This window comes from Massilia suwonensis, assembly GCF_042655665.1.
GTDB classification, from domain to species: domain Bacteria; phylum Pseudomonadota; class Gammaproteobacteria; order Burkholderiales; family Burkholderiaceae_D; genus Telluria; species Telluria suwonensis.
On sequence record NZ_JBHSMR010000013.1, the window covers coordinates 285708 to 311501 of the forward strand.

Consider the following 25794-nt stretch of genomic DNA (forward strand, 5'->3'; position numbering starts at 1 on the left):
GGATACGAGTGAACAAGACTGAACTGATCGAAGAAATCGCGAAATCCGCGGACATTACCAAGGCCTCGGCCACCCGTGCCCTGGACGCGATGATCGAAGCGGTGACCAACACCCTGAAGAACAACGACAGCGTGACCCTGGTCGGCTTCGGCACCTTCACCGTCGGCGACCGCGCCGCGCGCACCGGCCGCGATCCACGCACCAAGGAACCGATCAAGATTAAAGCTGCAAAGGTTCCGAAATTTAAGGCTGGTAAAGCACTGAAAGATGCTGTAAACTAATGCCTTCTTTGCAGTGACATGCAAAGAAAACATCCTGTAGCAGGTGGAGAGCTTAAGCCTCTCGGCTTTCGCCGCACGGATGGAGTAGTACCCAGTGTTTTGTGGAGCGGTAGTTCAGTTGGTTAGAATACCGGCCTGTCACGCCGGGGGTCGCGGGTTCGAGCCCCGTCCGCTCCGCCAGATTTCAGCAGTATCTGACATGCTTGAGAAAGAGGATGTCAACGAGAAGAGGCGAACGCGAGTTCGCCTTTTTTTTTAACTTGTGCGTAGAAGACATTTCTACAGCGAGCCATTTCTACAGCGATTGGTGGACCATGTTTGATTTTGTACGTAACAACAAGCGCATATTGCAGGGCGTACTGCTGCTGTTGATCATTCCTTCGTTCGTGCTGGTGGGCGTGGAGAGCTACCAGAACCGCGGCGACAGCGCCGCCGGCGTCGCCAGCGTGGGCGACCAGAAGATCACCCAGCAGGAATGGGACGATGCGCAGCGCCGCCAGATCGACCAGGCGCGCCAGCAAATGGGTCCGCAGTTCGACCAGAAGCTGTTCGACACCCCCGAAGCGAAGCGCGAAGTGCTGGAAAACCTGGTCGCCGAACGCGCCGTCAACGCCGAAATCGCGCGCAGCCACCTGACCGTGGGCGACCAGTCGATCGCCAAGGCCATCAACGCCATCGAATCCTTCCGCAAACCGGACGGCAGCTTCGACATGGACGCCTACCGCGCCGCCCTGGCCGCGCAAGGCATGACGCCGCAGATCTTCGAATCGCGCATGCGCCGCGACATGGCGATCCAGCAGCTGGCCGGCTCGATCCAGGCCACCGCCTTCGTGCCGCGCTCGATCGCCGGCCGCATCTCGGACATCAACGACCAGCAGCGCGAAGTGCAGGAACTGGTGTTCCCGATCGCCCAGTACCTGCCGCAAGTGAAAGTCACCGACGACATGGTCAAGGCCTTCTATGACAAGAACGCCAATCTGTTCCAGATCCCGGAAACCGTGAAGGCCGAGTACATCGTGCTCGACGCCGCGGCCGTGGAAAGCCAGGTGACCGTGAACGACGCCGAGATCGCCCAGTTCTACGAAACCAACAAGAAGCGCTTCACGGCGCCCGAAGAGCGTAGCGCCAGCCACATCCTGATCACCAAGGCGCAGGGCGCCAAGCCGGCCGAGGAAGCCGCCGCCAAGGCCAAGGCCGAAGCCGTGCTGGCCGAAGTGCGCAAGAACCCGGCCGATTTCGCGGCCATCGCCAAGACCCAGTCGCAGGATCCGGCTTCGGCCGCGAACGGCGGCGACCTCGGCAAGATCGAGCGCGGCACCTTCGGCAAGGCCATGGACGACGCCCTGTTCGGCCTGAAGGAAGGCGAGATCAGCGGCATCGTGCCGTCTGAATTCGGCTACCACATCGTCAAGGTCACCTCGGTCAAGCCTGCGAGCCAGAAGTCGCTGGCGGACGCGAAGGAAGAGATCGCGGCCGAAGTCAAGAAGTCGAAGCTGTCGAAGAAGTATTCGGAGCTGGCCGAGCAGTTCAACGACAGCGTCTACGAGCAGTCCGACAGCCTGAAACCGACCGCCGACAAGCTGGGCCTCAAGATCCAGACCGCCGAGAACCTGACCCGCAAGCCGAACCCGTCGCTGGGCGCCGCGCCGTTCAACAACGAGAAGTTCCTGACCGCGCTGTACTCGACGGACGCGATCAAGAACAAGCGCAACACGGAAGCCGTGGAAGTCGCGCCGGCCGTGCTGATCGCCGGCCGCGTGGTCGAATTCAAGCCGGCCGCCAAGCGTCCGTTGGCCGAAGTCGAAGCGGCGATCCGCCAGCGCGTGACCCAGGAAGAAGCGCTGCGCCTGGCACGCCAGGCCGGCGAAGCGAAGCTGGCCGCCGCCAAGGCATCGGGCGACGCCACCGGCTTCGGCGAGACCAAGGTCGTGTCGCGCACCCAGCAGCCAACCATCAACACCGCCGGCGCGCTGGCTGTGTTCAAGGCCGACGTGACCAAGCTGCCGGCCTATGTCGGCGTCGACCTGCCGGGCCTCGGCTACGGCGTCTACCGCATCGGCAAGGTGTCGCAACCGGCCCAGCCGGACACGGCGCGCCGCAGCCAGGAAGCCGAGCAGATCGGCGGCCTGGTGGGCCAGGCGGAACTCTACAACTTCGTGGAAGCCATCAAGGCGAAGTCGAAGGTGAAGATCAACGCCGGTGCTACCGCTGCCAAGACGGAGTAATACATCCCAAGGCCTTCGTGCCTGGCGTAGAAACGAAAATACCGGACACGCGTGTCCGGTATTTTTGTTTGTAGGGTGGGCGCCCCGTGCCCACCAAAGCAAGCGCCACGTTGGCGCATCGTTCGGTGGGCACGGAGCGCCCACCCTACGGGTTCATGCAGTGTGCAGCAACTGTGCCGCCTTGATGAAATCCTGCGGCGCGATGTCGCCCAACTCGAGCACCTGCGCCTGGCCGTACTGCACGAAATTGCGGTCGATCGAGCGCAGGTAGGCAGGATCGTAGTGCTCGACCAGCAGCTGGTCGACCAGCTCCGGCATCGCGCCGCTGTTGGCCAGTTCGTGCCAGGCGTCGATCCTGGCGCGGCCGTGCAGCTGGACCAGGTGCTCGAGCTGGCCGTTCAGCGCCTGCGGATCGCGCGCGAAGTGCTCGTAGTCTTCCATCAGCAGGCGCACGCGGTTGGCGCGCGACAGGGTCAGGGCCACGCAAGGGGCCGCGCGCATGCTTGCCATGACCGCTTCCGGCACGCGCAGGTTGCCGACCTTCTTGCTCTCCGATTCCACGAACACGGGCCGGCTCGGGTCGAAGTGACGCAGCTTGTCCCAGATCCGGGTCTCGAACATCTTCTGCGTCGGCTGCGGCTCGTGCGGCAGGTGGCCGAGCACCGAGCCGCGGTGCGCGGCCAGGCGTTCGAGGTCGAGCACTTGCGCGCCGATGCCCTCCAGGGTTTCGAGCAGGCGGCTCTTGCCGCTGCCGGTGGTGCCGCAGATGACGCGCCACTGCAGCGCCGGCGGCGCTTCCAGCGCGCTGCTGACCGCGGCGCGGTAGGCTTTGTAGCCGCCGTCGAGCTGCACCACGGGCCAGCCGATTTTTGCCAGGATGTGTGCCAGCGAGCCGCTGCGGTTGCCGCCGCGCCAGCAATAAACGAGCGGCTTCCAATCGCGCGGCTTGTCGCCGAACTGTTCTTCGAGGTGGCGCGCGATATTGCGCGCGACCAGGGCGGCGCCGAGCTTCTTCGCTTCGAAGGAGCCGACCTGCTTGTAGAGCGTACCGACCTGGATGCGCTCCTCGTTGTCCAGCACCGGGCAGTTGATGGCGCCGGGCAGGTGGTCGAGCGCGTACTCGCCCTCGCTGCGGGCGTCGATGATGGTGTCGAACCGGTCGAGTTCGGGGAGGATGTCGGCAAAGCCCAGTACGGCGGGGTATTTCATCGTGTCTTGATCAGTTGATGGAAGGTGGGCCAGATGTTATTCAGGATGATCGGGTGCGCCTGGGCGCTCGGGTGCAGGCGGTCGGCCTGGAACAGGGCCGGCTTGTCGGCCACGCCTTCGAGCATGAAGGGGACAAGGGGCGCCTTGTACTGCTTCGAGAGCGCGTCGAACATGCCGAAGAAGCGTTCGGTGTAGGCGCGTCCGTAGTTGGGCGGCATGCGCATGCCGATCAACATCACCTTGGCGCGCTGCTTCTGCGACATGGCGATCATCTCGCGCAGGTTGCTCGACGCCGCTTCCACCGGCAGGCCGCGCAGGCCGTCGTTGGCGCCCAGTTCGAGCACCACGACGTCGGGCTTATGCGCCGAGAGCAGGGCGGGCAGGCGTGCGCGGCCGCCGCTGGTGGTCTCGCCGCTGATGCTGGCGTTGACGATGCTGGCGTCGATCTTCTCCGCTTTCAGCTTTTGTTCCAGCAGGGCGACCCAGCCGGCGCCGCGCGCCAGGCCGTATTCGGCCGACAGGCTGTCACCCACCACGAGTACGGTTTTTGGTGCAGAATAAGCGCTCGCCGAAGCAAGTACCAGGCTTGCTGCGACAGATAATTTTTTGAGAAACGACAGCATGCGCGATAACCCCGAGGCGTTGAAGAATCCAGTGTCCACCATGGAAAACCATGCGGCGATCCAGGTGGAAGGCCTGTCCAAGCGGGTGGCGGACGCCAGCGGCGAACTCACCATCCTGCACAGCATCGATTTTACCGTGCAACCGGCCGAGACGCTTGCCATCGTCGGCGCCTCGGGTTCCGGCAAGTCGACGCTGCTCGGTCTGCTGGCCGGCCTCGATGCCCCCAGCAGCGGCCGCGTGCTGCTCGACGGGACCGACATCTTTGCTCTCGACGAAGACGGCCGCGCCGCCTTCCGCAAGGCCAAGCTCGGGTTCGTGTTCCAGTCGTTCCAGTTATTGGCACACCTGAACGCGCTCGAGAACGTGATGCTGCCGCTTGAATTGCGCGGCGACGGCGAGGCGCGCGCCAAGGCCGAAGCCATGCTGGGGCGGGTCGGGCTGGCCAGCCGGCTGCGGCATTATCCGAAGTATCTGTCTGGCGGCGAGCAGCAGCGCGTGGCGCTGGCGCGGGCTTTCGTGACCGAACCGCCGCTGCTGTTTGCGGACGAACCGACCGGGAGCCTGGATGCGGCGACCGGCGAGGCGGTCATTCAATTGATGTTCGAATTGAATCGGGAGCGTGGGTCGACGCTGGTACTCGTCACGCACGATCCGGCGATGGCGGCGCGGTGCGCGCGGACGATCACGATCGCGGCGGGGAAGCTGGTCGGGGGCGCATAGGTCCGTGGACGCGTGGGCGGCAAAGCCGCCCACCTTACGGGTATGCCAGCAAGGGATGTAAGGTGGGCGGCTTACCCGCCCACGCGTTCAACGGGCGCGTACCTGGCCGCGATCCCGAATCAAACCGTTCAGCACCGAGCGCACCGCCGCAGGCAACTCGCCCGCCGTCATGCCCACCGGCCCCACGCCTTGCTCCACGAGGCGATCCGCCGCCGCCCCATGCATCCACACGGCGCCGATCGCCGCTTCCCACGCCGGCCAGCCCTGCGCCAGCAGCGCGCCGCACACGCCCGCCAGCACGTCGCCGCTGCCGCCGGTCGCCAGTCCCGGATTCCCGGTAGGATTGATCGCCACTTCTCCATCCGGCCGCGCAATCACGCTGCCCGCACCCTTGAGCACGACCACCGCCTGCAGGCGCTTGGCCAGCGCGCGCGCCGTACCGAGGCGGTCGGCCTGCACCTCCGCCGCCGAACGTCCGAGCAGGCGCGCCGCTTCCAGCGGATGCGGCGTGACCACCGTCGGCGCCTGCCGGTGCGTGAGGCGCGCCTGCAGTTCGGTGCTGGCCGCGACCAGGTTCAGGCCGTCGGCGTCGAGCACGATCGGCGCGGCGCTGTCGATGCCGTGACCGAGCGCGCGCATGGCTTCCATCGCGCCGCCCATGCCGGGGCCGAGCACCAGCACGCGGCCGGCCATGTCGAAATCGTGGGCCAGGCGGAACATCAGCTCGGGCTGCAGCGGATCGAAGGCCTGCACCGGATCGATCGTCACCGCGAACACGCGCCCGGCGCCGGCATACAGGGCGCCGCGCGCGGCCAGTACGGCCGCACCGGCCATGCCGCGCGCGCCGCCGACCACGGCCAGGTCGCCGAACTGGCCCTTGTGCGAATTGCGGCGCCGCGGCGCGAGCATGGAGGCGAACAGCGCCGGCGACGCGACGCAGGCCTGCGCCGGCTCGTAAAGCGCAAGATCGAGATCGAGCCCGGCCACCTGCACGATCCCTGCATGGTCGCAGCCCTCGGCCGTGTGCAGGCCCGGCTTGTCGCCGATGAAGGTAATGGTGTGGGTCGCATGCACGGCCACGCCGTTCGGGCCGACCACGGCGCCGCTGTCGGCATCCAGGCCGCTCGGCACGTCCAGCGCCAGCACCGGGCAGCGCACGCGGTCGATCGCCAGCACCAGGTCGCGGTAGCGGCCCTCGAGCGGACGCTCCAGGCCGATGCCGAACAGGCCGTCGACCACCAGCGCCCAATCACGCACGTCGGGAGCGACGTCGGCGAAGTTGGCGCGGCTGGCGTGGGCGCGCACCAGGGCCTGCGCCGCTTCCGGCGAGGGCTTGCCGCTGCCGGCCAGGTGCAGCACGACGACGTCGACGCCGGCTTCGCCGAGATTGGCGGCCAGCTCGAGCGCATCGCCGCCGTTGTTGCCGGGGCCGGCCAGCACCAGTACGGGACGCTCGCGCGCGCCGTCCAGCAAGGCCAGCGCCGCATCGGCGGCCGCGCGGCCGGCGGCGCGCATCAGCGCGCCCGGTTCGAGCGCCTCGGCGGCGGCCGCTTCCAAGGCGCGTATCTGCGCCACGCTGTAAAGTCGATTGTCCATGGGGCTCCAGAAGGTGTCTGCTACTGCATTTTCGCCAATTATCGCATCCATCGCGAATACAATAGGCCCACTTTGATACCCGATGGGAGTGGAGCATGGACTGGCAGTTCTGGATCGACCGCGGCGGCACCTTTACCGACATCGTGGCGCGCCGCCCCGACGGCGCCCTGGTGACGCACAAGCTCTTGTCGGAAAACCCCGAGCAGTACCGCGACGCGGCGGTGGCCGGCATCCGCCACCTGTTGAATATCGCGACCGGCGACGCGCTGCCGGCGGGCGCGATCGAGGCCGTCAAGATGGGCACCACGGTCGCCACCAATGCGCTGCTGGAGCGTAAGGGCGCCCCGACTGCACTGGCCATCACGCACGGCTTTCGCGACGCACTGCGCATCGCCTACCAGAACCGCCCGAAGCTGTTCGCGCGCCACATCGTGCTGCCCGAGCTGCTCTACGGCCAGGTGGTCGAGATCGACGAACGCATCGGCGCCCACGGAGAGATCGTGCGCGAACTGGACGCCGCACGGGCACGCGCCGACCTGCAGGCCGTGTACGACAGCGGCACGCGTGCGCTCGCCATCGTCTTCATGCACGGCTACCGCCACACGCAGCACGAGACCGAGGTGGCCCGCATCGCCCGCGAGATCGGCTTCACGCAAATCTCCGTCTCGCACGAAGTCAGCCCGATGATGAAGCTGGTCGCGCGCGGCGACACCACCGTGGTCGACGCCTACCTGTCGCCCATCCTGCGCCGTTACGTCGACCAGGTTGCGAGCGAGCTGCCCGGCGTGCACCTGCAGTTCATGCAGTCGAACGGCGGCCTGACCGATGCGCGCGCCTTCCAGGGCAAGGACAGCATCCTGTCCGGCCCCGCCGGCGGCATCGTCGGCATGGTGCGCGCCAGCCGCCTGGCCGGCTTCGAACGCATCATCGGCTTCGACATGGGCGGGACCTCGACCGACGTCTCGCATTACGCGGGCGAGTTCGAGCGCGTCTTCGAAACCCAGGTGGCCGGCGTGCGCATGCGCGCGCCGATGATGAGCATTCACACGGTGGCGGCCGGCGGCGGCTCGATCCTGCATTTCGACGGCAGCCGTTACCGCGTGGGCCCCGACAGCGCCGGCGCCAATCCGGGACCTGCGAGCTACCGCCGCGGCGGGCCCTTGACCGTGACCGACGCCAACCTGATGCTCGGGAAAATCCAGCCAGATCACTTCCCGCACCTGTTCGGACCGAACGGCGACGCGCCGCTCGACCTCGACATCGTGCGCGCGAAGTTCGCGCAGCTTGCACGCGAGATCGAGGCGGCCACCGGCGACGTGCGCACGCCGGAGCAGGTGGCCGCAGGCTTCGTCGACATCGCGGTCGGGAACATGGCGAATGCGATCAAGCAGATCTCGGTGCAGCGCGGCCACGACGTCACCGGCTATGCACTGACCAGCTTCGGCGGCGCCGGCGGCCAGCACGCCTGCCTGGTGGCCGATGCGCTCGGCATGAAGACGGTATTCATCCACGGCCTGGCCGGCGTGCTGTCGGCCTATGGCATGGGGCTGGCCGACCAGAGCGCGATGCGCGAGCAGGCGGTCGAGGAGCGCCTGGGTGCCTCAGGTATCGCAGCGCTGGCCGCGCGCCTGGACACGCTCGCCGCAAGCGCCGCGGACGAACTGCGCAGGCAGGGCGTGAGCGGCGAGCGCATCGATGTCCTCAAGCGCGTCCACCTGCGCTATGAGGGCACGGATTCGGCGCTGCTGGTCGACTTTGGCACGCCTGAGGCGATGCAGGGCGCTTTCGAGGAGGCCTACAAGCGCCGCTTCTCCTTCCTGATGCCTTCGCGGGCGCTGATCGTGGAAGCCGTGTCGGTCGAGGCGCTCGGCCGCTCGGAAGCGCCGCCCGAAACGATCGCGCCGGCCTCGCCGCGCATCGAGCCGCTGCAGGCCTTCGAGACGGTGCGCATGTTCGGCAGCGGCGAGTGGCGCGACACCGGCATCTACCGCCGCGCCGTGCTGCAGCCGGGAGACGTCATTCCGGGACCGGCCATCGTCGCCGAAGACAACGCCACCACCGTGATCGAAGCCGGCTGGCAGGCCGAGGTCACGCCGTACCGGCACCTGGTGCTGCGCCGCGTGGAGGCGCTGCCCGAACGGCGCGCGATCGGCACCACGGCCGATCCGGTCATGCTCGAGATCTTCAACAACCTGTTCATGTCGATCGCCGAGCAGATGGGCCTGCGCCTGCAGAACACGGCCTATTCGGTCAACATCAAGGAGCGCCTCGACTTCAGCTGCGCGATCTTCGACGCCGCCGGCAACCTGGTCGCCAACGCGCCGCACATGCCGGTGCACCTGGGCTCGATGGGCGAGAGCATCAAGACCGTGATGCGCGCGAACGCGGGCAAGATGGCGGCGGGCGACGTCTACGTGCTGAACGACCCGTACAACGGCGGCACCCATTTGCCGGACGTGACCGTGATCTCGCCCGTGTTCGACGAGGCGGGAACCGAGATCCTCTTCTACGTCGGCTCGCGCGGCCACCACGCCGACATCGGCGGCACGACGCCCGGCTCGATGCCGCCCGATTCGACCCGCATCGAGGAAGAGGGCGTCCTGATCGACAACTTCAAACTGGTGGACGGCCGCGACGGCGTGCTGCGCGAGGCCGAAGCACGGGCGCTGCTCCAGGGCGCGCGCTACCCGGCGCGCAATCCGGACCAGAACATGGCCGACCTGCGCGCCCAGGTCGCCGCCAACCAGAAGGGCGTCGAGGAGCTGCACCGCATGGTGGCGCACTTCGGCCTGGATGTCGTGCGCGCCTACATGGGCCACGTGCAGGACAATGCCGAGGAAGCGGTGCGGCGCGTGATCGGCGCCCTGAAGGACGGCAGCTTCACGGTGGAACTCGACAACGGCGCGCGCATCGCCGTGGCGATCACCGTCGACCGCGCCGCACGCAGCGCCCGCATCGACTTCGGCGGCACCTCGCCCCAGCTGGACAACAACTTCAATGCGCCTTCGAGCGTGTGCATGGCGGCGGTGCTCTACGTGTTCCGCACCCTGGTCGAGGACGAGATCCCGCTGAACGGCGGCTGCCTGAAACCGCTTGAAGTGATCATCCCGCCCGGCTCGATGCTGAACCCGCATTACCCGGCCTCGGTCGTCTCGGGCAACGTCGAGACCTCGACCTGCATCACCAACGCGCTCTACGGGGCGCTGGGCGTGCAGGCGGCCTCGCAGGGCACGATGAACAACTTCACCTTCGGGAATGCGCGCTACCAGTACTACGAAACCATCTCCGGCGGCAGCGGCGCCGGGCCCGGTTTCGACGGCACCGACGTGGTCCAGACCAACATGACCAACTCGCGCCTGACCGATCCCGAGATCCTCGAGTTCCGCTTCCCGGTGCGGCTGGAGAGCTATGCGATCCGACCCGATTCGGGCGGCGCCGGGCGCTGGCACGGCGGGAACGGCGGCGTGCGCCAGCTGCGCTTCCTGGAACCGATGACGGCGGCGATCCTGTCGAACAACCGGATCTACGCGCCCTTCGGCATGGCCGGCGGCGCGCCCGGTGCGCGCGGCGTCAACACGGTCGTGCGCGCGGACGGCAGCGTCGAACGGGTGGGCCACATCGGCAAGGTCGAGATGGCGGCCGGCGACATGTTCGTGATCGAGACGCCGGGCGGGGGAGGTTATGGAGTGAAGTAGGGTGGGCGCCCCGTGCCCACCATTACGACCAGCAGACGTGGCAGTGCAGGCAATGGTGGGCACGGAGCGCCCACCCTACGAAGAGATACCGTACTTCCTGCGCATCGCCAGATACTCTTCTTCGAGCGGCTCCAGCCTCGGATGCTGCGCATCGATCGCCCTGATCTTCTCCAGCTGGGCGTAGCACAGCTCGCCCAGCGGATGGTCCCATCCGAGCTCGTTGATCTGCCGAAGTACGCCGCCCGCCACCGCGATCATTACCTGCAGATTCGAAGGCGCCATGTGCAGCGCTTCCAGCAGCGTCTGCACCGCCCCCCGCACGTCGCCCATATTGCGCTTCTCGTCGGCGACGCCCAGCAGGATCTGGGCCTGCGCCTTGAGCTGCTGCTGGACGCCGTCGGCCAGGTCGCGGCGGCCGGCCTGGGCGAACAGTTCCAGCGCGTGCTGGGTCGTGACGCCGCTGTCCGGGTCGTTCACGACCGCCATCATGACGTCCTGCGCGCCTTTATCTAAGCGGTGGTCGAGGCAGGCGCGCACCAGGCCCAGTTTCAGGCCAGTGGACAGGCCGCTGCTGGCGCGCACCGCCGCCACCGCGCCCTGCAGGTCGGTCAGCGCCGCGCCGCGGTTGCCGGCGGCATCGTGCAGGGCGGCGTTGGCCACGGCGACGCAGGCCTCGACTTCGGGACTGGCGCGCATCGAGCGTTCGAGATCGCGCACCACGCCGCTGGCGCCGGGCAGGTCGCCGCGCTTGACCAGGGCCTTGGCCAGGCGCAGGTGGTCTTCGGGGTCGCGGAACTCCGAGTAGCGCGCCTTGCTGACCACCTGCTTGAAGGACTTTTCGGCCGCGGCCGCGTCGCCCGCTTCCAGCGCGACTTCGCCGAGTTTGCGCAGGCGGCGCACCATGTGCGGCGAGATGGCTACCGCTTCTTCGAGGATCTTCTGGGCCTGCGCGACTTTGCCGAGCGCTTCGTGGCAGCGCGCCAGCAAGTCGTAGGCGGCCATCAGGCGCGGATTGGCGGCGACCAGCATCTGCAGCGTCTCGCGCGCATCCTCGATGCGGCCTTGCGCGAACTGGGCCCGCGCCAGCCCGAGGGCGGCCCAGCCGAGCGGCTTGTAGTCGAGTACCTTGCGGTAGATCTGCTCGGCCTCGCCGTGCTCCTTGAGGTTCACGTGCAGGTCGGCGCGCAGGCGCGCGAAGTCGAGCGCGTGACGCGGATGCGCGATCTCGGCGGCGGCGGCCGAGCGGATCGCTTCCTGCACATTGCCCTGCGCGACAAGCTGCCAGGTCGGCAGGAACACGGCGCGCCGCTCGAGCGCGCGGGCGATGCGCGCGCCCAGGGTGTCGGCCGTGAAGGGTTTGAGCACGTAGTCGGTCGGCGCCAGCTCGGCCGCGCCGATCACCTTGCCGTACACGGCTTCCGAGGTCAGCATGATGAAGATCGCCCAGGGAGCGATCAGGCGGTGGTGGCGCAGGTCTTCCAGCAGCTGCTGGCCGTCCTGGCCGTCGCCGGAACCGCTGCTCAGGTCGTATTCGCAGAGGACGATGTCGTAGCCGCGGCGCGTCAGCTGGCGGATCGCGGTGCCGGCGTTGACGGCGTACTCGATCTTGCTGATCCCCGACAGATTCAGCATGTTCTGCAGGTTGCTGCGCATGCCCGGATTGGGGTCGATTACCAGGACCGACAGGTTGCTGTTCTCTTGCATCGTCTCTCTCGTAGGCGGCGGGGGCCTTCTTTTTCCAATCGCTACAATACCGGCAAGCGTAGTGCACGGCAACAGAAAGGGCCCCTATGCGCAGGCAATATTGTCAACCCTGTATAATAGCGGGCTATCTTCCACCCGCAGCCACGCTGCATCAACCGACTTTCAGCCATGTTGATTCTGCCGGGTTCCAACGCCCTGTCCGTATTTCGTAGCCAACGCCTCCTGAACCAGTTGCAAGCAGCCGCCCCCGCGATCGCCGCGGTCCAGGCCCGCTTCGTGCACTTCATCGACAGCAGCGCTCCGCTGTCGGTTGACGATACGGAGAAGCTCACCGCCATGCTGACCTATGGCGAACCGGTCCCGGAAACGCTGTACGAAGCCAGTACCGTCGAGTTCTTCGTGATCCCGCGCCTGGGCACGATCTCGCCCTGGGCCTCGAAGGCGACCGACATCGCCCACAACTGCGGCCTGGCCCACGTGCACCGCATCGAACGTGGCGTGGCCTACAAGGTCGTGCTCAAGAGCGGCATCCTCGGCAGCAGCATCGGCGCGCCGAAGAAGCTGACGGACGAGGAACTGTCGAACGTGTCCGCGCTGCTGCACGACCGCATGACGGAAACCGTGCTGCGCAATGCCGACGATGCAGCCCAGCTGTTCCAGGAGCTCGAAGGCAAGCCCCTCGAGGCGATCGACGTGCTGGGGCAGGGCCGCGACGCCCTGGTGCGCGCGAATACGGAACTCGGCCTGGCCATGTCGACCGACGAGATCGATTATCTGAACGACGCCTTCACCAAGGCGCAGCGCAACCCGACCGACGTCGAACTGATGATGTTCGCGCAGGCCAACAGCGAACACTGCCGCCACAAGATCTTCAACGCCGACTGGATCATCGACGGCGTCAGGCAGGACAAGTCGCTGTTCGGCATGATCAAGAACACGCACCAGCTGCAGCCGAAGGGCACGGTCGTCGCCTACAGCGACAACTCCTCGATCATGGAAGGCGCGACCGTCACGCGCTTCTTCCCGGCGCAAAGCGGCGAGTACGCACCCGTCACCGAGCTGACCCACACGCTGATGAAGGTCGAGACGCACAACCACCCAACCGCGATTTCCCCGTTCCCGGGCGCCTCGACCGGCGCCGGCGGCGAGATCCGCGACGAGGGCGCAACCGGCCGCGGCGCCAAGCCGAAGGCGGGCCTGACCGGCTTCACCGTCTCGAACCTGCTGCTGCCGGATGCCCAGCGTCCGTGGGAGAACGCGGCCGACGTCACGCAAGCCGGCGAGAAGGCCGAAGCGCCTGTCTACGGCAAGCCCGAGCGCATCGCTTCGCCGCTGCAGATCATGATCGACGGCCCGCTCGGCGGCGCCGCCTTCAGCAACGAATTCGGCCGCCCGGTCCTGGGCGGCTACTTCCGCACCTACGAGCAGAATGCGCAGGCGGCCGGCGGCGTGTACGGCTACCACAAGCCGATCATGATCGCGGGCGGCATCGGCAACATCGCCGACCAGCACACGTTCAAGAACGACATCCCGGCCGGCAGCCTGCTGATCCAGCTGGGCGGTCCGGGCATGCGCATCGGCATGGGCGGCTCGGCGGCGTCCTCGATGGCGACCGGCACCAACACGGCCGACCTCGACTTCGACTCGGTCCAGCGCGGCAATCCGGAAATGGAGCGGCGCGCGCAGGAAGTCATTAACGGCTGCTGGCAGCTGGGCGACAAGAACCCGATCATCTCGATCCACGACGTCGGGGCCGGCGGCCTCTCGAACGCCTTCCCGGAAATCGTCAACGACGCCAAGCGCGGCGCGACTTTCGACCTGCGCAAGATCCAGCTCGAAGAATCCGGCATGGCGCCGAAGGAAATTTGGTCAAACGAGTCGCAAGAGCGATATGTGTTGGCGATTTCGCCGGAGAGCCTGAGCCTGTTTGCATCGCTGTGCGAGCGCGAGCGTTCGCCTTTCGCCGTGATCGGCGTCGCCACCGAAGAGCGCCAGCTGCGCGTGGTGGACGAGCTCGCCGGTAACAACCCGGTCGACATGCCGATGGACGTCCTGCTCGGCAAGCCGCCAAAGATGCTGCGCGAGGTCGAGCACGTCAAGCGCGAGCTGCCGAAGGTCGACCTGACCGGCATCGAGCTGGAAGAAGCGGCGCGCCGCGTGCTGCTGCTGCCGACCGTGGCCGACAAGTCCTTCCTGATCACCATCGGCGACCGCTCGGTCGGCGCCATGACCGTGCGCGACCAGATGGTCGGCCCGTGGCAGGTGCCGGTCGCCGACTGCGCCGTCACCGCCATGAGCTACGAAGGTTTCAAGGGCGAAGCGATGGCGATGGGCGAGCGCACGCCGCTGGCCGTGATCGACGCCGCCGCCTCGGGCCGCATGGCCGTCGGCGAAGCCATCACCAACATCGCCGCTGCACCGATCGCGTCGATCGAAGACATCAAGCTGTCCGCCAACTGGATGGCCGCCTGCGGCCAGCCCGGCCAGGACGCGGCCCTGTTCGATACCGTCAAGGCGGTCGGCATGGAGCTGTGCCCGGCGCTGGGCATCAGCATCCCGGTCGGCAAGGATTCGCTGTCGATGCGCACCACCTGGAACGACGAAGGCGAGAACAAGTCGGTGATTTCGCCGGTCTCGCTGATCGTGTCGTCGTTTGCGCCGGTGCCGGACGTGCGCCGTTCGCTGACGCCGCAGCTGCGCACGGACGTCGGCGACACCGCTCTGATCCTGATCGACCTCGGCCGCGGCAAGAACCGCCTTGGCGCATCAAGCCTGGCGCAGGTTACCCAGCAGCTCGGCGATTCGGTGCCGGACGTCGATTCGCCGGAAGACCTGAAAGCCTTCTTCGGCGCGATCCAGCGCCTCAATAGCGAGGGCAAGCTGCTGGCCTACCACGACCGTTCGGACGGCGGCCTGTTCGCGACGCTCGTCGAGATGGCCTTCGCCGGCCGCGCCGGCGTCTCGGTCAACCTCGACATCCTGACCATGGAAGGCGAGCACGCCTCCGACTGGGGCGACGCCAAGAACTGGGCGGCGCAAGTGGGCGAGCGCCGCAACGAGATGACGCTGCGCGCGCTGTTCTCGGAAGAGCTGGGCGCCGTGGTGCAGGTGCGCGAGGCCGACAAGCGCGAAGTCATGAACGTGCTGCGCGAACTGGGCCTGGGTGCCTGCAGCCACATCATCGGCAAGCTCAACGAACGCGGCGCGATCGAATTCACGCGCGACGCCAAGGTCATCTACAACCAGAAGCGCAGCAGCCTGCACCGCCTGTGGTCGGAAACGAGCTGGCGCATCGCGCGCCTGCGCGACAATCCGGACTGCGCGGACCAGGAATACGAGCGCCTGCTGGACGAAGCAGACCCGGGCATCACGCCGAAGCTGACCTTCGACCCGAGCGAGAACATCGCTGCACCCTTCATTGCGACGGGCGTGCGTCCGCGCGTGGCCATCCTGCGCGAGCAGGGCGTGAACTCGCACATCGAGACCGCCTGGGCGATGCACCAGGCCGGCTTCACGGCGGTCGACGTCCACATGAGCGACCTGATCGCGGGCCGGGCGAAGCTGGCCGACTTCCACGGCGTGATCGCGGTCGGCGGCTTCTCCTACGGCGACGTGCTGGGCGCGGGCGAAGGCTGGGCCAAGACCATCCTGTTCAACGCCCAGCTGGCCGACCAGTTCGCGGCCTTCTTCGCGCGCCAGGACACCTTCGGCCTCGGCGTGTGCAACGGCTGCCAGATGCTGGCCAACCTGAAGCCGATCATCCCGGGCGCCCACGCCTGGCCGAAGTTCACCCGCAACAAGTCGGAACAGTTCGAGGCGCGCTTCGGCATGGTCGAGGTGCTCGACTCGCCGTCGATCTTCTTCGCCGGCATGGCGGGCACCCAGGCCCCGCTGGCCATCGCGCACGGCGAAGGCTTCGCCGACTTCTCGCTGACGGGGAATCTGGACGAAGTTGTCCAGTCCCTGCGTTACGTCGACAACCGCGGCCAGGCCACCGAGCAGTATCCGTTCAACCCGAACGGCTCGCCCGGCGGCCTGACGGCGGTGACGACGCCGGATGGGCGCTTCACCGCCATGATGCCGCACGCCGAGCGTGTGTTCCGCACGGCGGTGCACTCGTGGGCGCCGCCTTCGTGGGGCGACGATGCGCCGTGGATGCGGATGTTCCGCAACGCGCGCAAGTGGGTCGGCTGAACCGCTGACGGGAACGCCTCCTGCGGGAGGCGTTTTTCATGGTCGCGCAATTTACGGCGACCAACATTTCTCGCTTTAAATTCAAACGCTTACGCTGCTGAGCCTGCACAATTCCGTTTGGGGAGTCCTCCGCGATCATGGTTCCAGGCGGTCCGTCCGCCCTCTACCAAAGGAGATTTCCATGACGCTCAGTTCCACCCGGGCCTTCCTGGCCATCGCATTCGCGCTCGTTTGTACTGCCACCCATGCCGCGCCCAAAAAAGCGCCGGCGGCCGCGACCGCCACCCTCGAGGTCACGACCAATGAAGCGACCGGCCAATGGCGCTATTCGGGCGTGGTGACCGTGCCGGCGGCGGCAGGGGCGCGCGTCGTCGTCGACAGCCGCATCCAGAACCAGACCTCGCGTGACGGCTACCGGGATGCGCTCAAGGCGACGGCCGGCGAGGCGGTGGCGCGGGCAGGGGACACGCTCGTGGTGCCGTATTCGGTCGAAGGTGCGCCCCTCAGCCTGGGCGAGCTGCGCAGCGCGATCACGGTGCAGGTGCAGGACTCGCTGACCAGCCCGGTCCTGCGCACCCTGTTCGCGGAAAGCGCGGCGCTGACGCCGACCGCCGTCTGCGGCTGCCCGCCGAAAGGCTGCGTACGCACGCAAGGCTACTGGGGCAACAAGCCGGGCGTGGTCTGGCCGGCGCCTTATAACCGCAATGCGCTGTTCTTCTCGTCGGGACTCACCTGGCAGCAGATCCTCGATACGCCGCCGCGCGGCAGCGGCTACGTCATCCTGGCGCACCAGTACATCGCCGCGGTGCTGAACCGGGCCGCGGGTGCGTCGGCGCCGGCCGGCGTGCAGTCGGTGATCGATGCGGCCCCGGCATGGTTTCGTAGCGGCACCGTGCCCTCGACCTGCGGGCCGGGCGAGTGCGCGCAGCAGAAGACCTGGGCGGGGATCCTGGATACCTATAACAACGGACAGTATCCAGGGGCGCCGAAGCATTGCGACTGAATCGCGTCGGCAATTGGTGGGCTCGGGGCGCCCACCCTACGTCCGTTCCAGCGACGCCGGCCTTATGGCTGCTCGCGCCGTAGGGTGGGCGCCCCGTGCCCACCATCGCGTCGAACAGACGCATAATAAAAAAGGCGCTTCCATGGAAGCGCCTTTCTCGTTCAGCCGATCCGAATTACTGGATCTTGGCCTTCTTCAGTAGCGACTCGCGGTACTCGGCGAGCTTGCGCTGTTGCAGCTGTTCCGCGACCTGCTGCTTGACCTGGTCCAGCGGCGGGATGGTCACTGGGCGGGTTTCTTCCAGCTTGATGACGTGGTAGCCGTACTGGGTCTTCACCGGGGTGTCGGTGATGGCGCCTTTTTGCAGGGCGACCATGGCCTTCGAGAACTCAGGCACGAAGCGGCCAGGATCGGTCCAGCCGAGGTCGCCGCCCTGGGCAGCCGAGCCTGGATCCTTGCTCTGCTTGGCCAGTTCTTCGAACTTGGCGCCGCCCTTGAGCTTGGTGATGATGGCTTTCGCGTCTTCTTCCTTCTCGACCAAGATGTGGCGAGCGTGGTATTCCTTGTCCGGTGCGCCGGCTTTCGCCTTGTCGTACTCGGCCTTGATCTCGGCATCCTTGACCGGGTTCTTCTTGACGTAGTCGGCCAGCATCGCATTGATGATGATGCTCTGGCGGGCGTTGTCGATGGCGGCCTTGACTTCGGGACGGGCGCCCACGTTCTGCCTGTCGGCTTCCTGGATCAGCACTTCGCGGCCGATCAGGTCCTTCTTGATCAGTTCGCGCAGCTGCGGCGAATCGGTGGCGCGGCCCTGGGCGACGACCTGCTTGACCATCTGGTCGACCCGCGCCGCCGGGATCGGCTTGCCGTTCACGGTCGCAACGTTTTGGGCGAAGACAGGTGCTGCCACGATGAAGGACATGGCGAGCAACAGGCGGGTTGGCTTCAAAATCATTGTTCAGATCCTATAAAAACTCGAAAAGTCGCCCGCTGGCGACGATAGACCGGCGCCAGCGACGGCGCCGGTGGAACATATTACTGCACCTTTGCCTTCTTGACCATTTCCTCTTGGTAAGCCGCCAGTTTATTCTGGGTCAAGCTTTCCGCGATCTGGGACTTGATCTCTTCCAGGGCAGGCACCTTCACGGCGCGCACGTCGTCGACCTTGATGACGTGGAAGCCGGCATTGGTCTTGACCGGCGCTTCGGTGACCTGGCCCTTGCCCAGCTTGGTGAAGCCGGCAGCGAATTCGGCCGGGAAGGCCGATGGTGCTGCCCAGTCCAGGTCGCCGCCGTTGGCAGCCGAACCGGTGTCCTTGCTCTGTTTGGCCAGCTCTTCGAACTTGGCGCCGCCCTTGATCTTGGCGATCACGGCCTTCGCTTCGTCTTCGGTGCCCAGCAGGATGTGGCGCAGGTGGTATTCCTTCTCGCCCGCCTGGGTCTTGGCGAAGCGGTCGTACTCGGCCTTGATGTCGGCGTCGGTGACCGGGTTCTTCTGGATGTAGTCGCGCGCCAGCTGGTTCACGACGATGGCCTGGCGGGCGCTGTCGAGGGCTTGCTTGACGTCCGGCTTCTTGTCGTAGCCTTGCTTGATCGCTTCCTGCATCAGCACTTCGCGTGCGATCAGGTCGCGCTTGATCGCTTCGCGCAGTTGCGGCGAATCCTGGCCCTGGCCCTGGGCGACGACCTGCTTGACGATGGCGTCGACGCGCGAGGTCGGAATGGCCTTGCCGTTCACGACGGCCATGTTCTGGGCGAATGCTGGTACCGCGATAACGGCGATCAGGGCTAACAGCAGACGTGCTGGCTTAACAGTCATTATTGAATTTCCTGTGGAGGGAGTTGCTTGGACGAGATTTGAATTAGTTCTTTTTGCAGAGCAGTTCTTCAATACGATACGAATGATGCGTCAAAAGTCTTAAGCGATCCTGAACCGGCCTCAGTCCAGTTCGGATGGCGTCAAGGCCGTGATCGCCAGGGCGTGGATCTCGGCCCGCATCATATCGGCCACGGCATCATACACCAGTCGATGACGCATGACGAGTCTCAGTCCCTGGAAGCGTTCCGAGACGATTTTGACACTGTAATGACCGCCGCCGGAGGCTGCGCCCGCGTGGCCGGCATGCAGGTGCGAGTCGTCGGAAATCTCGAGCAGGGTCGGCGCGAGGGCGGCTTCGAGCGCCTCCTGGATGCGCTCGACGCGGTGGTCCACCTTGTTATCCAGACTCATGCCTCCTCCTGCGGAATGTGCTTCATCAGCAGCATCGACTGGGCGATGGTGAAGACGAAAAAGATCGCGGTCATGCCGAAGACCTTGAAGTTGACCCAGGCCGCCGTGTTGTCGCGGTAGACCACGAAGGCCATTAGCAGGTTCAATGCGCCGAGCAGGAACAGGAACACGACCCAGGTGTAGCCGACGCGCGGCCACAGGGCGTCCGGCAGCGGCAGGGCTTCTTCCATGGCCTTGCGCATCAGGTTCTTGCCGAAGAACAGCTGGCTGATGAGGAGGGCGGCCGCGAAGATCCAGTAGATGATGGTCGGCTTCCACTTGATGAAGGTCTCGTCGTGCAGGTAGATAGTCATGCCGCCGAAGACGACGATCACGAACAGCGAGACCCACAGCATGCCGTCCACCTTGCGCCGGCGCGCCAGCAGGTAGCCCACCTGCAGGATGGTGGCGATGATGGCGACGACGGTGGCGAGCATGGTCGGCGCCTGCTCGGCCAGGATCTTGCCGCCCGAGACCATGCCGCCCAGGTATTGCTCGGCGATGGCCAGCGCGGCCGCTTCGTTGCCGTTGCCGATCTTGTAGACGACGAAGAACAGGATCAGCGGGAAAAAGTCGAACAGGAATTTCATGGGTTTCTCTTAATCTTCAGATTTCCTTGAACGACAGCGCGGCCGAATTGATGCAGTAACGCAGTCCGGTCGGCGGCGGACCGTCGGGGAACACGTGGCCCAGGTGCGCGTCGCAGACGGCGCAGATGATCTCGGTGCGCACCATGCCGTGGGTGCGGTCGACCTTTTCGATCACGTTGTCGGGGTCGAGCGCCTTGAAATAGCTGGGCCAGCCGCAGCCCGATTCGAACTTGGCGTCGGACTCGAACAGCGGCGTGTTGCAGCAGACGCAGGTATAGATGCCGTGCTCGTGGTGGTCCCAGTACTTGCCCGTGAAGGCGCGTTCGGTGGCGGCGTGGCGCGTCACCTGGTATTCCATCGGGTCGAGCTGGGCGCGCCATTCGGCGTCGGTCTTTGTCACTTTATCGGTCATGGTGGTCTTTCTACAGTAAATCAGGAGGAACAGCTCACTTCGAGGTGGGCCGCCCAGTCCGGCGGCAGCGCGGCGTAGTGTTCATGCTCGGGCTGCTCGTCGAAAGGCTGCTCCAGCACGGCAAGCAACTCGGCCACGCCCGCGTAATCTCCGTTCTGTGCCCGTTCGATCGCCTGCTGGGCCAGATAGTTTCGTAGCACGTACTTCGGATTGACGCGGTTCATGGCGGCGCGGCGTTCGGCATCGACGCTGTTTTCCTGGCGCAGGCGAGCGCGGTAGCGCACGGCCCAGTCGTCGAAGGCAGCGCGGTCGATGAACAGGTCGCGCAGCGGGGAGTCCGTCTCCGGCGCCTCGACCTGCAGGTCGCCCAGGCGCCGGAACAGCAGCGTGAAGTCGACGTGGCTGCCCTGCATGATGGTGAACAGGCTGTCGAACAGGGCGCGGTCGCCGGCGTCGTAAGTCGTCAGGCCCAGTTTGGCGTGCAGCAGTTCGTCGAGCCTGGCTTCGAAGACCGGCATGTAGACGTCGAGCGCTTCCTGGGCCGCCTCGACGCTGCCGATCAGCGGCAGCAGGGCGTTGCCCAGCGCGTAGCAGTTCCAGTGGCCGATCGCCACCTGGTTCGCATACGAATAGCGTCCGCCCTGGTCCGTGTGGTTGCAGATGTGGTTGACGTCGAAGGCTTCCATGAAGCCGAAGGGACCGTAATCCAGCGTCAGGCCCAGGATCGACATATTGTCGGTGTTCATGACGCCGTGCATGAAGCCGACCGCCTGCCAATGCGCGATCATGCGCGCCGTGCGTTTGGTGACGTCGGCCAGCAGCGCCTTGTAGGGATTCTCGGCATCGCGCAGCTCCGGATAAAAACCGCCGATCACGTAGTCGGCCAGGGTTTTCAGTTCTTCCGGCTTGTCGCGGTAGTGCCAGTGTTCGAAGGAACCGAAGCGCACGAAAGAAGGCGCCATGCGGGTGACGACGGCGGCCGTCTCGATGTTCTCCCGCATCACACGCTGGTGCGAGCCGGTCACGATCAGGGCGCGCGTGGTCGGAATACCGAGCGCGGCCATGGCTTCGGAGCAGAGGAATTCGCGGATCGAGGAGCGCAGCACGGCGCGGCCGTCGCCCATGCGCGAATAGGGCGTCTTGCCGGCGCCTTTCAGCTGCAGCTCCATGCGGCCCTCGGGGCCGTCGAGTTCGCCGAGCAGGATGGCGCGGCCGTCGCCCAGCTGGCCGGCCCAGACGCCGAACTGGTGGCCGGAATACACGGCCGCCAGCGGCTCCGAGCCCGGCAGAAGCTGGTTGCCCGTGAAGGCGGCCACGAAGTCGGGCTGCGCGAGCGCGGCCGGGTCGAGCCCGACCAGGCTGGCTGCGCGGCTGCTGGCCGCGACGAAATAAGGCGCGGGCAGGGGCGTGGGCATCAGCCGGGTATAGAACGCGGGCGGCAGCGCGGCGAAGCCGTTCTCCAGTGTCAGTGCGTCGGGCGTAATGGCAGCTCCAATAGTGAATGGGACGATGGCGCGATTCTACCGTACGGGGCCGATTCTATTCGCACACGCCTGTTCTGCAACGCCACTTACATCCCGTTACGGAAAAGCACGGCCGTGCTGCGGCGCAACATCAAAAGGCCTTGACGGGTCCGGCCGGGTCGAATCACACTCGACCGAGAGTTAGTAATCCGACCACAGGAGACCACGCACATGTCCTACCCGAAGAGCCCGCTCATGGGCCAGATGATGAACCAGCCCCTGCTCATTTCCAGCATCATCGAATTTGCCGCGCGCCATTTTCCGGATAACGAGATCGTGTCGCGCCGCGTCGAAGGCGACATGCACCGCTACACCTACCGCGAGTGCGAGGTGCGCGCGCGCCGTATGGCGCACGTCCTGCAAGGCCTGGGCGTGCAGATAGGCGACCGGGTCGCGACCCTGGCCTGGAACGGCTACCGCCACCTGGAACTGTATTACGCGGTCTCGGGTTCCGGCGCCGTCATGCACACGGTCAACCCGCGCCTGCATCCGGAGCAGATCGCCTACATCGTCAACCACGCCGAAGACCAGTACCTGTTCTTCGACCTGACTTTCCTGCCGCTGGTAGAAGCGGTGGCCGGCCACTGCAAGACGGTCAAAGGTTTTGTCCTGATGAGCGACCGCGCGCACATGCCGCAGGAAACGAAGATCCCGAACCTGCTGTGCTACGAAGACCTGATGGCATCGAGCAGCGACGAGTACGAATGGCCCCTGTTCGACGAGAACTCGGCCGCCACCCTGTGCTACACCTCGGGCACGACCGGCAACCCGAAGGGCGCCCTGTACTCGCACCGCTCGACCATCCTGCACGCCTACGCGTCCAGTTCGCCGAGCGCGCTGAACGTCTCCTCGATCGACACCGTGCTGCCGGTGGTGCCGATGTTCCACGTCAACGCCTGGGGCCTGCCGTATTCGGTGCCGCTGTCGGGCGCCAAGATGGTGTTCCCGGGCGCAGCCCTGGACGGCAAGTCGCTCTACGAGCTGTTCGAGGCGGAAGGCGTGACCTTCTCGGCCGGCGTGCCAACGGTCTGGCTGGGCCTGATCAACCACGCGATCCAGAACAATCTGCAATTCTCGACCTTCCGCCGCACGGTGATCGGCGGCTCGGCCTGCCCGCCGGCGATGATGGACACGCTGATGGACAAGCTCGACGTGCAGGTGATCCACGCCTGGGGCATGACGGAAATGTCGCCGCTGGGCACGGCCGCCACCCTGCAGGCCAAGCACCGAGACCTGCCGAAGGAAGCGCAGCGCAAGATCCTGCAGAAGCAGGGCCACGCCATCTACGGCGTCGACATGAAGATCGTCGACGACGACGGCAAGGAACTGCCATGGGACGGCGAAACCTACGGCCACCTGTACGTGAAGGGACCGTGGATCGTCTCTGGCTATTACCGCGAGGAAGGCGGCGACGTGCTGGTGGACGGCTGGTTCCCGACCGGCGACGTGGCCACGATCGATGCCGACGGCTACATGCAGATCACGGACCGCAGCAAGGACGTGATCAAGTCCGGCGGCGAATGGATCGGCAGCATCGACCTGGAGAATATCGCCATGGCGCACCCAGCCGTGCTGCAGGCGGCCTGCATCGGCGTCGCCCACCCGAAATGGGACGAGCGGCCGATGCTGGTCGTGGTCAAGCGCCCGGGCCAGGAAGTCACGCGCGAGGAGTTGCTCGGCTTCTTCGAGGGCAAGATCGCGAAATGGTGGCTGCCGGACGACGTGGTCTTCACCGAGGCGCTGCCGATGGGTGCGACCGGCAAGATCCAGAAGAACCGCCTGCGCGACCAGTATCGCGAGCACAAGCTGCCGACGGCGTGATGCAACAAGCTGTAGGGTGGACGGGTCCTCCCGTCCACGCGGCGATCGTTGGAATATGCCCGATCGCGCCGGTTGCAGCTCGGTGATTTGAACGCGTGGACGGAGAATCCGTCCACCCTACCAGGTCGCCAGCCCCGGCTGCCTGAACACGGCCTGCACCTCATCGGCCGGCACCGGGCGCGCGAGTAGAAAACCCTGGATCTCGTCGCAGCCGTGCTTCCTCAGACACTGGGCCTGGCCGAGGGTTTCCACGCCTTCGGCATTGACGCGCATGCCCAGGGTGCGGGCGAAGGAAATCACGGCCAGCGCCACCGCGGCGGCGCTGGACACGGTTTCGATCTCGTGCACGAAGGAACGGTCGATTTTGAGTTTGTCTGCCGGGAAGTTGCGCAATGCGCTAAGGCTGGAATAGCCGGTGCCGAAGTCGTCGATCGAGATCGACACGCCCAGGCCCTTGAGCGCGTGCAGCAGCGCCGTCGCATGCTCGAGGTCGTGCATGATCGAGCTTTCCGTGATCTCCAGTTCGAGGCAGGACGGCGCCAGGCTTGTTTCGCGCAGCACGTCGCGCACGGTGCCGACGATGCGCTCGTCGCGTAATTGCCGGGCGGCCACATTCACGGCCACGCTCATCCCCTCGTGTCCCGCTTCATGCCACAGCCTTGCCTGCAGGCAGGCCTGGCGCAGCACGTACTCTCCGACGTCGACGATCAGGGCGGAATCCTCCGCGATCGGAATGAAGCGGCCGGGCGGCAGCAGGCCGTGGCGCGGGTGCTGCCAGCGCACCAGCGCCTCGGCGCCGACGAAGCGGTTGGCGGCCACGTCGAGCTTCGGCTGGTAGTAGACCACCAGTTCGCCCGCGGGAATGGCACGGCGCAGTTCGGTTTCCAGCTCCATCCGTTCCGCGACGGCGGCGTCGCGCGTGCTGGCATAGAACTGGACGTTGTCCTTGCCCGAGGCCTTGGCCCGGTGCATGGCCGTGTTGGCGCGGCGCAGCAGGATTTCCGGTTCGTCGCCGTCGAGCGGGTAGACGCAGGCGCCGATGCTGGCCGTCACGACCACGTCCTTGCCCGCCAGCGCCACCGGTTTGCGTACCGCCGCCAGCATCGCCGACAGGCGCGCGCTGCTGCGCTCGACGTTTTCCATGCCGGCCAGCAGGATCACGAACTCGTCGGAACCGATGCGCGCCACGGTATCGCTGTCGCGCACCAGGCGCGACAGGCGGCGCGCCGTTTCGCACAGGAAGGCGTCGCCGCAATCGTTGCCGAGCCCGGTATTCATGAAGGAAAAGCTGTCGAGGTCGAGATAGACCACGGCTGCCATTTTGCCCTCGCGCTGGGCATTGGCGATCGCGCCGCGCAGGCGGTCGACCAGCAGGGCGCGGTTGGCCAGGCCCGTGACCGGATCGTGGGTGGCGCGGTATTCGAGTTCGCGGGTGCGCTCGGCCACCCGCATCTCCAGGTGGTCGCGTGCCTGGCGCAATTCCTCGTTGAGCTGGGCCAGCCGCGCCTGGTAGCGGTGGGCGACGACAATGCGCGTGATGGCGCTGGAGATATTGCTCAGGAAGGGCAGGTAGGGACGCAGCGCTCCGGCATCGCGGACGTGGATGGCCAGGCAGCCCAGGTGCTGGCCCGGCGCATACATGGGAAAGCAATGCAGGTCGGGGCCGAAGTCGCGCTGCTGGTTCTGGGCCGGCGCATCGGGAATGCTGTCGGCGCAGCGCGCCAGCAGTGGCGCCAGCTCCGGGGGCGGCTCGTTGACGCCTGCGAGGTAGAGAAAAGCGTCGGCCACGCCGGGTACCGCGGACATCGCGCGGCGCACGAAATCGGCCATGCGCAGCTCGTCGGGGATGGCGTCGACGGCCTGCTGGATGACGAGCAGGCGCCCGAGCACTTCCGCACTCGGGTCTTGCGCATCCGCCGCGGCGTCCAT

General features: G+C 66.2%; 18 protein-coding genes and 1 tRNA gene. 8 read left to right on the top strand and 11 right to left on the bottom strand.

Annotated features, from left to right (window positions below; all coding sequences use genetic code 11):
- Positions 1-8: 8 nt before the first annotated feature.
- From ACFPQ5_RS09170 to ACFPQ5_RS09180, 3 genes are all read left to right on the top strand, one after another.
- A complete protein-coding gene (locus ACFPQ5_RS09170; protein ID WP_056335784.1) occupies positions 9-281 on the top strand; it encodes an HU family DNA-binding protein in 273 nt (90 codons plus the stop codon).
- 103 nt (positions 282-384) lie between these two features.
- A tRNA-Asp gene (locus ACFPQ5_RS09175) sits at positions 385-461 on the top strand.
- 134 nt (positions 462-595) lie between these two features.
- Positions 596-2506, top strand: coding sequence for a SurA N-terminal domain-containing protein (locus ACFPQ5_RS09180; protein ID WP_379753900.1), 1911 nt, complete (start codon positions 596-598; stop codon positions 2504-2506).
- A 153-nt stretch (positions 2507-2659) separates the two neighbouring features.
- Here ACFPQ5_RS09180 and mnmH read toward each other — a convergent pair whose 3' ends face one another.
- Together mnmH and ACFPQ5_RS09190 are read right to left on the bottom strand one after the other, a co-directional pair.
- Positions 2660-3715 (bottom strand): tRNA 2-selenouridine(34) synthase MnmH, encoded by a 1056-nt coding sequence (gene mnmH, locus ACFPQ5_RS09185; RefSeq protein WP_379753903.1) that lies wholly within the window; start codon positions 3713-3715, stop codon positions 2660-2662.
- Positions 3712-4338, bottom strand: coding sequence for an arylesterase (locus ACFPQ5_RS09190; protein WP_379753906.1), 627 nt, complete (start codon positions 4336-4338; stop codon positions 3712-3714). Before ACFPQ5_RS09190 ends, mnmH begins: the two co-directional genes overlap by 4 nt.
- On the opposite strand from ACFPQ5_RS09190, the gene ACFPQ5_RS09195 reads away from it, so the two are divergent.
- A complete protein-coding gene (locus tag ACFPQ5_RS09195) occupies positions 4337-5059 on the top strand; it encodes an ABC transporter ATP-binding protein (RefSeq protein ID WP_379753909.1) in 723 nt (240 codons plus the stop codon). The two genes, ACFPQ5_RS09190 and ACFPQ5_RS09195, sit on opposite strands and share 2 nt — an antisense overlap.
- Before the next feature lie 87 nt (positions 5060-5146).
- On the opposite strand, the gene ACFPQ5_RS09200 is transcribed toward ACFPQ5_RS09195, so the two are convergent.
- A complete protein-coding gene (locus ACFPQ5_RS09200; protein ID WP_379753912.1) occupies positions 5147-6655 on the bottom strand; it encodes an NAD(P)H-hydrate dehydratase in 1509 nt (502 codons plus the stop codon).
- 95 nt (positions 6656-6750) lie between these two features.
- Here ACFPQ5_RS09200 and ACFPQ5_RS09205 point away from each other — a divergent pair, with 95 nt between their 5' ends.
- Positions 6751-10350, top strand: coding sequence for a hydantoinase B/oxoprolinase family protein (locus ACFPQ5_RS09205; protein WP_379753915.1), 3600 nt, complete (start codon positions 6751-6753; stop codon positions 10348-10350).
- Between the two features lie 75 nt (positions 10351-10425).
- Here ACFPQ5_RS09205 and ACFPQ5_RS09210 read toward each other — a convergent pair whose 3' ends face one another.
- The gene (locus ACFPQ5_RS09210; protein ID WP_379753917.1) at positions 10426-12054 is read right to left on the bottom strand and encodes a tetratricopeptide repeat protein; all 1629 of its coding nucleotides are present in this window, start codon (positions 12052-12054) and stop codon (positions 10426-10428) included.
- Positions 12055-12222: 168 nt separating this feature from the next.
- Here ACFPQ5_RS09210 and purL point away from each other — a divergent pair, with 168 nt between their 5' ends.
- Both purL and ACFPQ5_RS09220 read left to right on the top strand, forming a co-directional pair.
- Positions 12223-16248, top strand: a complete 4026-nt coding sequence (purL, locus tag ACFPQ5_RS09215) for a phosphoribosylformylglycinamidine synthase (RefSeq protein ID WP_379753920.1) — start codon at positions 12223-12225, stop codon at positions 16246-16248.
- A 181-nt stretch (positions 16249-16429) separates the two neighbouring features.
- Positions 16430-17251 carry a hypothetical protein gene (locus ACFPQ5_RS09220; RefSeq protein ID WP_379753923.1) on the top strand — a complete coding sequence of 274 codons (822 nt, stop codon included), beginning with the start codon at positions 16430-16432 and terminating at the stop codon, positions 17249-17251.
- Between the two features lie 175 nt (positions 17252-17426).
- Here the strand turns inward: ACFPQ5_RS09220 and ACFPQ5_RS09225 are convergent, their stop codons facing one another.
- The 6 genes from ACFPQ5_RS09225 to ACFPQ5_RS09250 all read right to left on the bottom strand — a co-directional run bounded on the left by ACFPQ5_RS09225 (position 17427) and on the right by ACFPQ5_RS09250 (position 21936).
- Positions 17427-18206, bottom strand: coding sequence for a peptidylprolyl isomerase (locus ACFPQ5_RS09225; protein WP_379753926.1), 780 nt, complete (start codon positions 18204-18206; stop codon positions 17427-17429).
- Between the two features lie 80 nt (positions 18207-18286).
- Positions 18287-19069, bottom strand: a complete 783-nt coding sequence (locus tag ACFPQ5_RS09230) for a peptidylprolyl isomerase (RefSeq protein WP_379753929.1) — start codon at positions 19067-19069, stop codon at positions 18287-18289.
- Between the two features lie 120 nt (positions 19070-19189).
- A complete protein-coding gene (locus ACFPQ5_RS09235) occupies positions 19190-19480 on the bottom strand; it encodes a BolA family protein (protein ID WP_379753932.1) in 291 nt (96 codons plus the stop codon).
- Positions 19477-20109 (bottom strand): septation protein A, encoded by a 633-nt coding sequence (locus tag ACFPQ5_RS09240; protein WP_379753935.1) that lies wholly within the window; start codon positions 20107-20109, stop codon positions 19477-19479. Before ACFPQ5_RS09240 ends, ACFPQ5_RS09235 begins: the two co-directional genes overlap by 4 nt.
- A gap of 16 nt (positions 20110-20125) precedes the next feature.
- Positions 20126-20521, bottom strand: coding sequence for a peptide-methionine (R)-S-oxide reductase MsrB (gene msrB, locus ACFPQ5_RS09245; protein WP_379753938.1), 396 nt, complete (start codon positions 20519-20521; stop codon positions 20126-20128).
- 20 nt (positions 20522-20541) lie between these two features.
- Entirely contained in the window at positions 20542-21936 is a 1395-nt protein-coding gene (locus ACFPQ5_RS09250; RefSeq protein ID WP_379753941.1) for a protein adenylyltransferase SelO, read from the bottom strand.
- Positions 21937-22215: 279 nt separating this feature from the next.
- On the opposite strand from ACFPQ5_RS09250, the gene ACFPQ5_RS09255 reads away from it, so the two are divergent.
- The gene (locus ACFPQ5_RS09255) at positions 22216-23865 is read left to right on the top strand and encodes a 3-(methylthio)propionyl-CoA ligase (RefSeq protein ID WP_379753944.1); all 1650 of its coding nucleotides are present in this window, start codon (positions 22216-22218) and stop codon (positions 23863-23865) included.
- 117 nt (positions 23866-23982) lie between these two features.
- Here ACFPQ5_RS09255 and ACFPQ5_RS09260 read toward each other — a convergent pair whose 3' ends face one another.
- Positions 23983-25794, bottom strand: coding sequence for a putative bifunctional diguanylate cyclase/phosphodiesterase (locus ACFPQ5_RS09260; RefSeq protein ID WP_379753947.1), 1812 nt, complete (start codon positions 25792-25794; stop codon positions 23983-23985).

Excerpts from the sequence above, each read along its gene's own strand:
- ACFPQ5_RS09180 (WP_379753900.1), top strand. The coding sequence starts at position 596 with ATGTTTGATTTTGTACGTAACAACAAGCGCATATTGCAGGGCGTACTG.
- mnmH (WP_379753903.1), bottom strand. The coding sequence starts at position 3,715 with ATGAAATACCCCGCCGTACTGGGCTTTGCCGACATCCTCCCCGAACTC.
- ACFPQ5_RS09195 (WP_379753909.1), top strand. The coding sequence starts at position 4,337 with ATGCGCGATAACCCCGAGGCGTTGAAGAATCCAGTGTCCACCATGGAA.
- ACFPQ5_RS09190 (WP_379753906.1), bottom strand. The coding sequence starts at position 4,338 with ATGCTGTCGTTTCTCAAAAAATTATCTGTCGCAGCAAGCCTGGTACTT.
- ACFPQ5_RS09200 (WP_379753912.1), bottom strand. The coding sequence starts at position 6,655 with ATGGACAATCGACTTTACAGCGTGGCGCAGATACGCGCCTTGGAAGCG.
- ACFPQ5_RS09205 (WP_379753915.1), top strand. The coding sequence starts at position 6,751 with ATGGACTGGCAGTTCTGGATCGACCGCGGCGGCACCTTTACCGACATC.
- ACFPQ5_RS09210 (WP_379753917.1), bottom strand. The coding sequence starts at position 12,054 with ATGCAAGAGAACAGCAACCTGTCGGTCCTGGTAATCGACCCCAATCCG.
- purL (WP_379753920.1), top strand. The coding sequence starts at position 12,223 with ATGTTGATTCTGCCGGGTTCCAACGCCCTGTCCGTATTTCGTAGCCAA.
- ACFPQ5_RS09220 (WP_379753923.1), top strand. The coding sequence starts at position 16,430 with ATGACGCTCAGTTCCACCCGGGCCTTCCTGGCCATCGCATTCGCGCTC.
- ACFPQ5_RS09225 (WP_379753926.1), bottom strand. The coding sequence starts at position 18,206 with ATGATTTTGAAGCCAACCCGCCTGTTGCTCGCCATGTCCTTCATCGTG.
- ACFPQ5_RS09230 (WP_379753929.1), bottom strand. The coding sequence starts at position 19,069 with ATGACTGTTAAGCCAGCACGTCTGCTGTTAGCCCTGATCGCCGTTATC.
- ACFPQ5_RS09235 (WP_379753932.1), bottom strand. The coding sequence starts at position 19,480 with ATGAGTCTGGATAACAAGGTGGACCACCGCGTCGAGCGCATCCAGGAG.
- ACFPQ5_RS09240 (WP_379753935.1), bottom strand. The coding sequence starts at position 20,109 with ATGAAATTCCTGTTCGACTTTTTCCCGCTGATCCTGTTCTTCGTCGTC.
- msrB (WP_379753938.1), bottom strand. The coding sequence starts at position 20,521 with ATGACCGATAAAGTGACAAAGACCGACGCCGAATGGCGCGCCCAGCTC.
- ACFPQ5_RS09250 (WP_379753941.1), bottom strand. The coding sequence starts at position 21,936 with ATGCCCACGCCCCTGCCCGCGCCTTATTTCGTCGCGGCCAGCAGCCGC.
- ACFPQ5_RS09255 (WP_379753944.1), top strand. The coding sequence starts at position 22,216 with ATGTCCTACCCGAAGAGCCCGCTCATGGGCCAGATGATGAACCAGCCC.
- ACFPQ5_RS09260 (WP_379753947.1), bottom strand. The coding sequence starts at position 25,794 with ATGGACGCCGCGGCGGATGCGCAAGACCCGAGTGCGGAAGTGCTCGGG.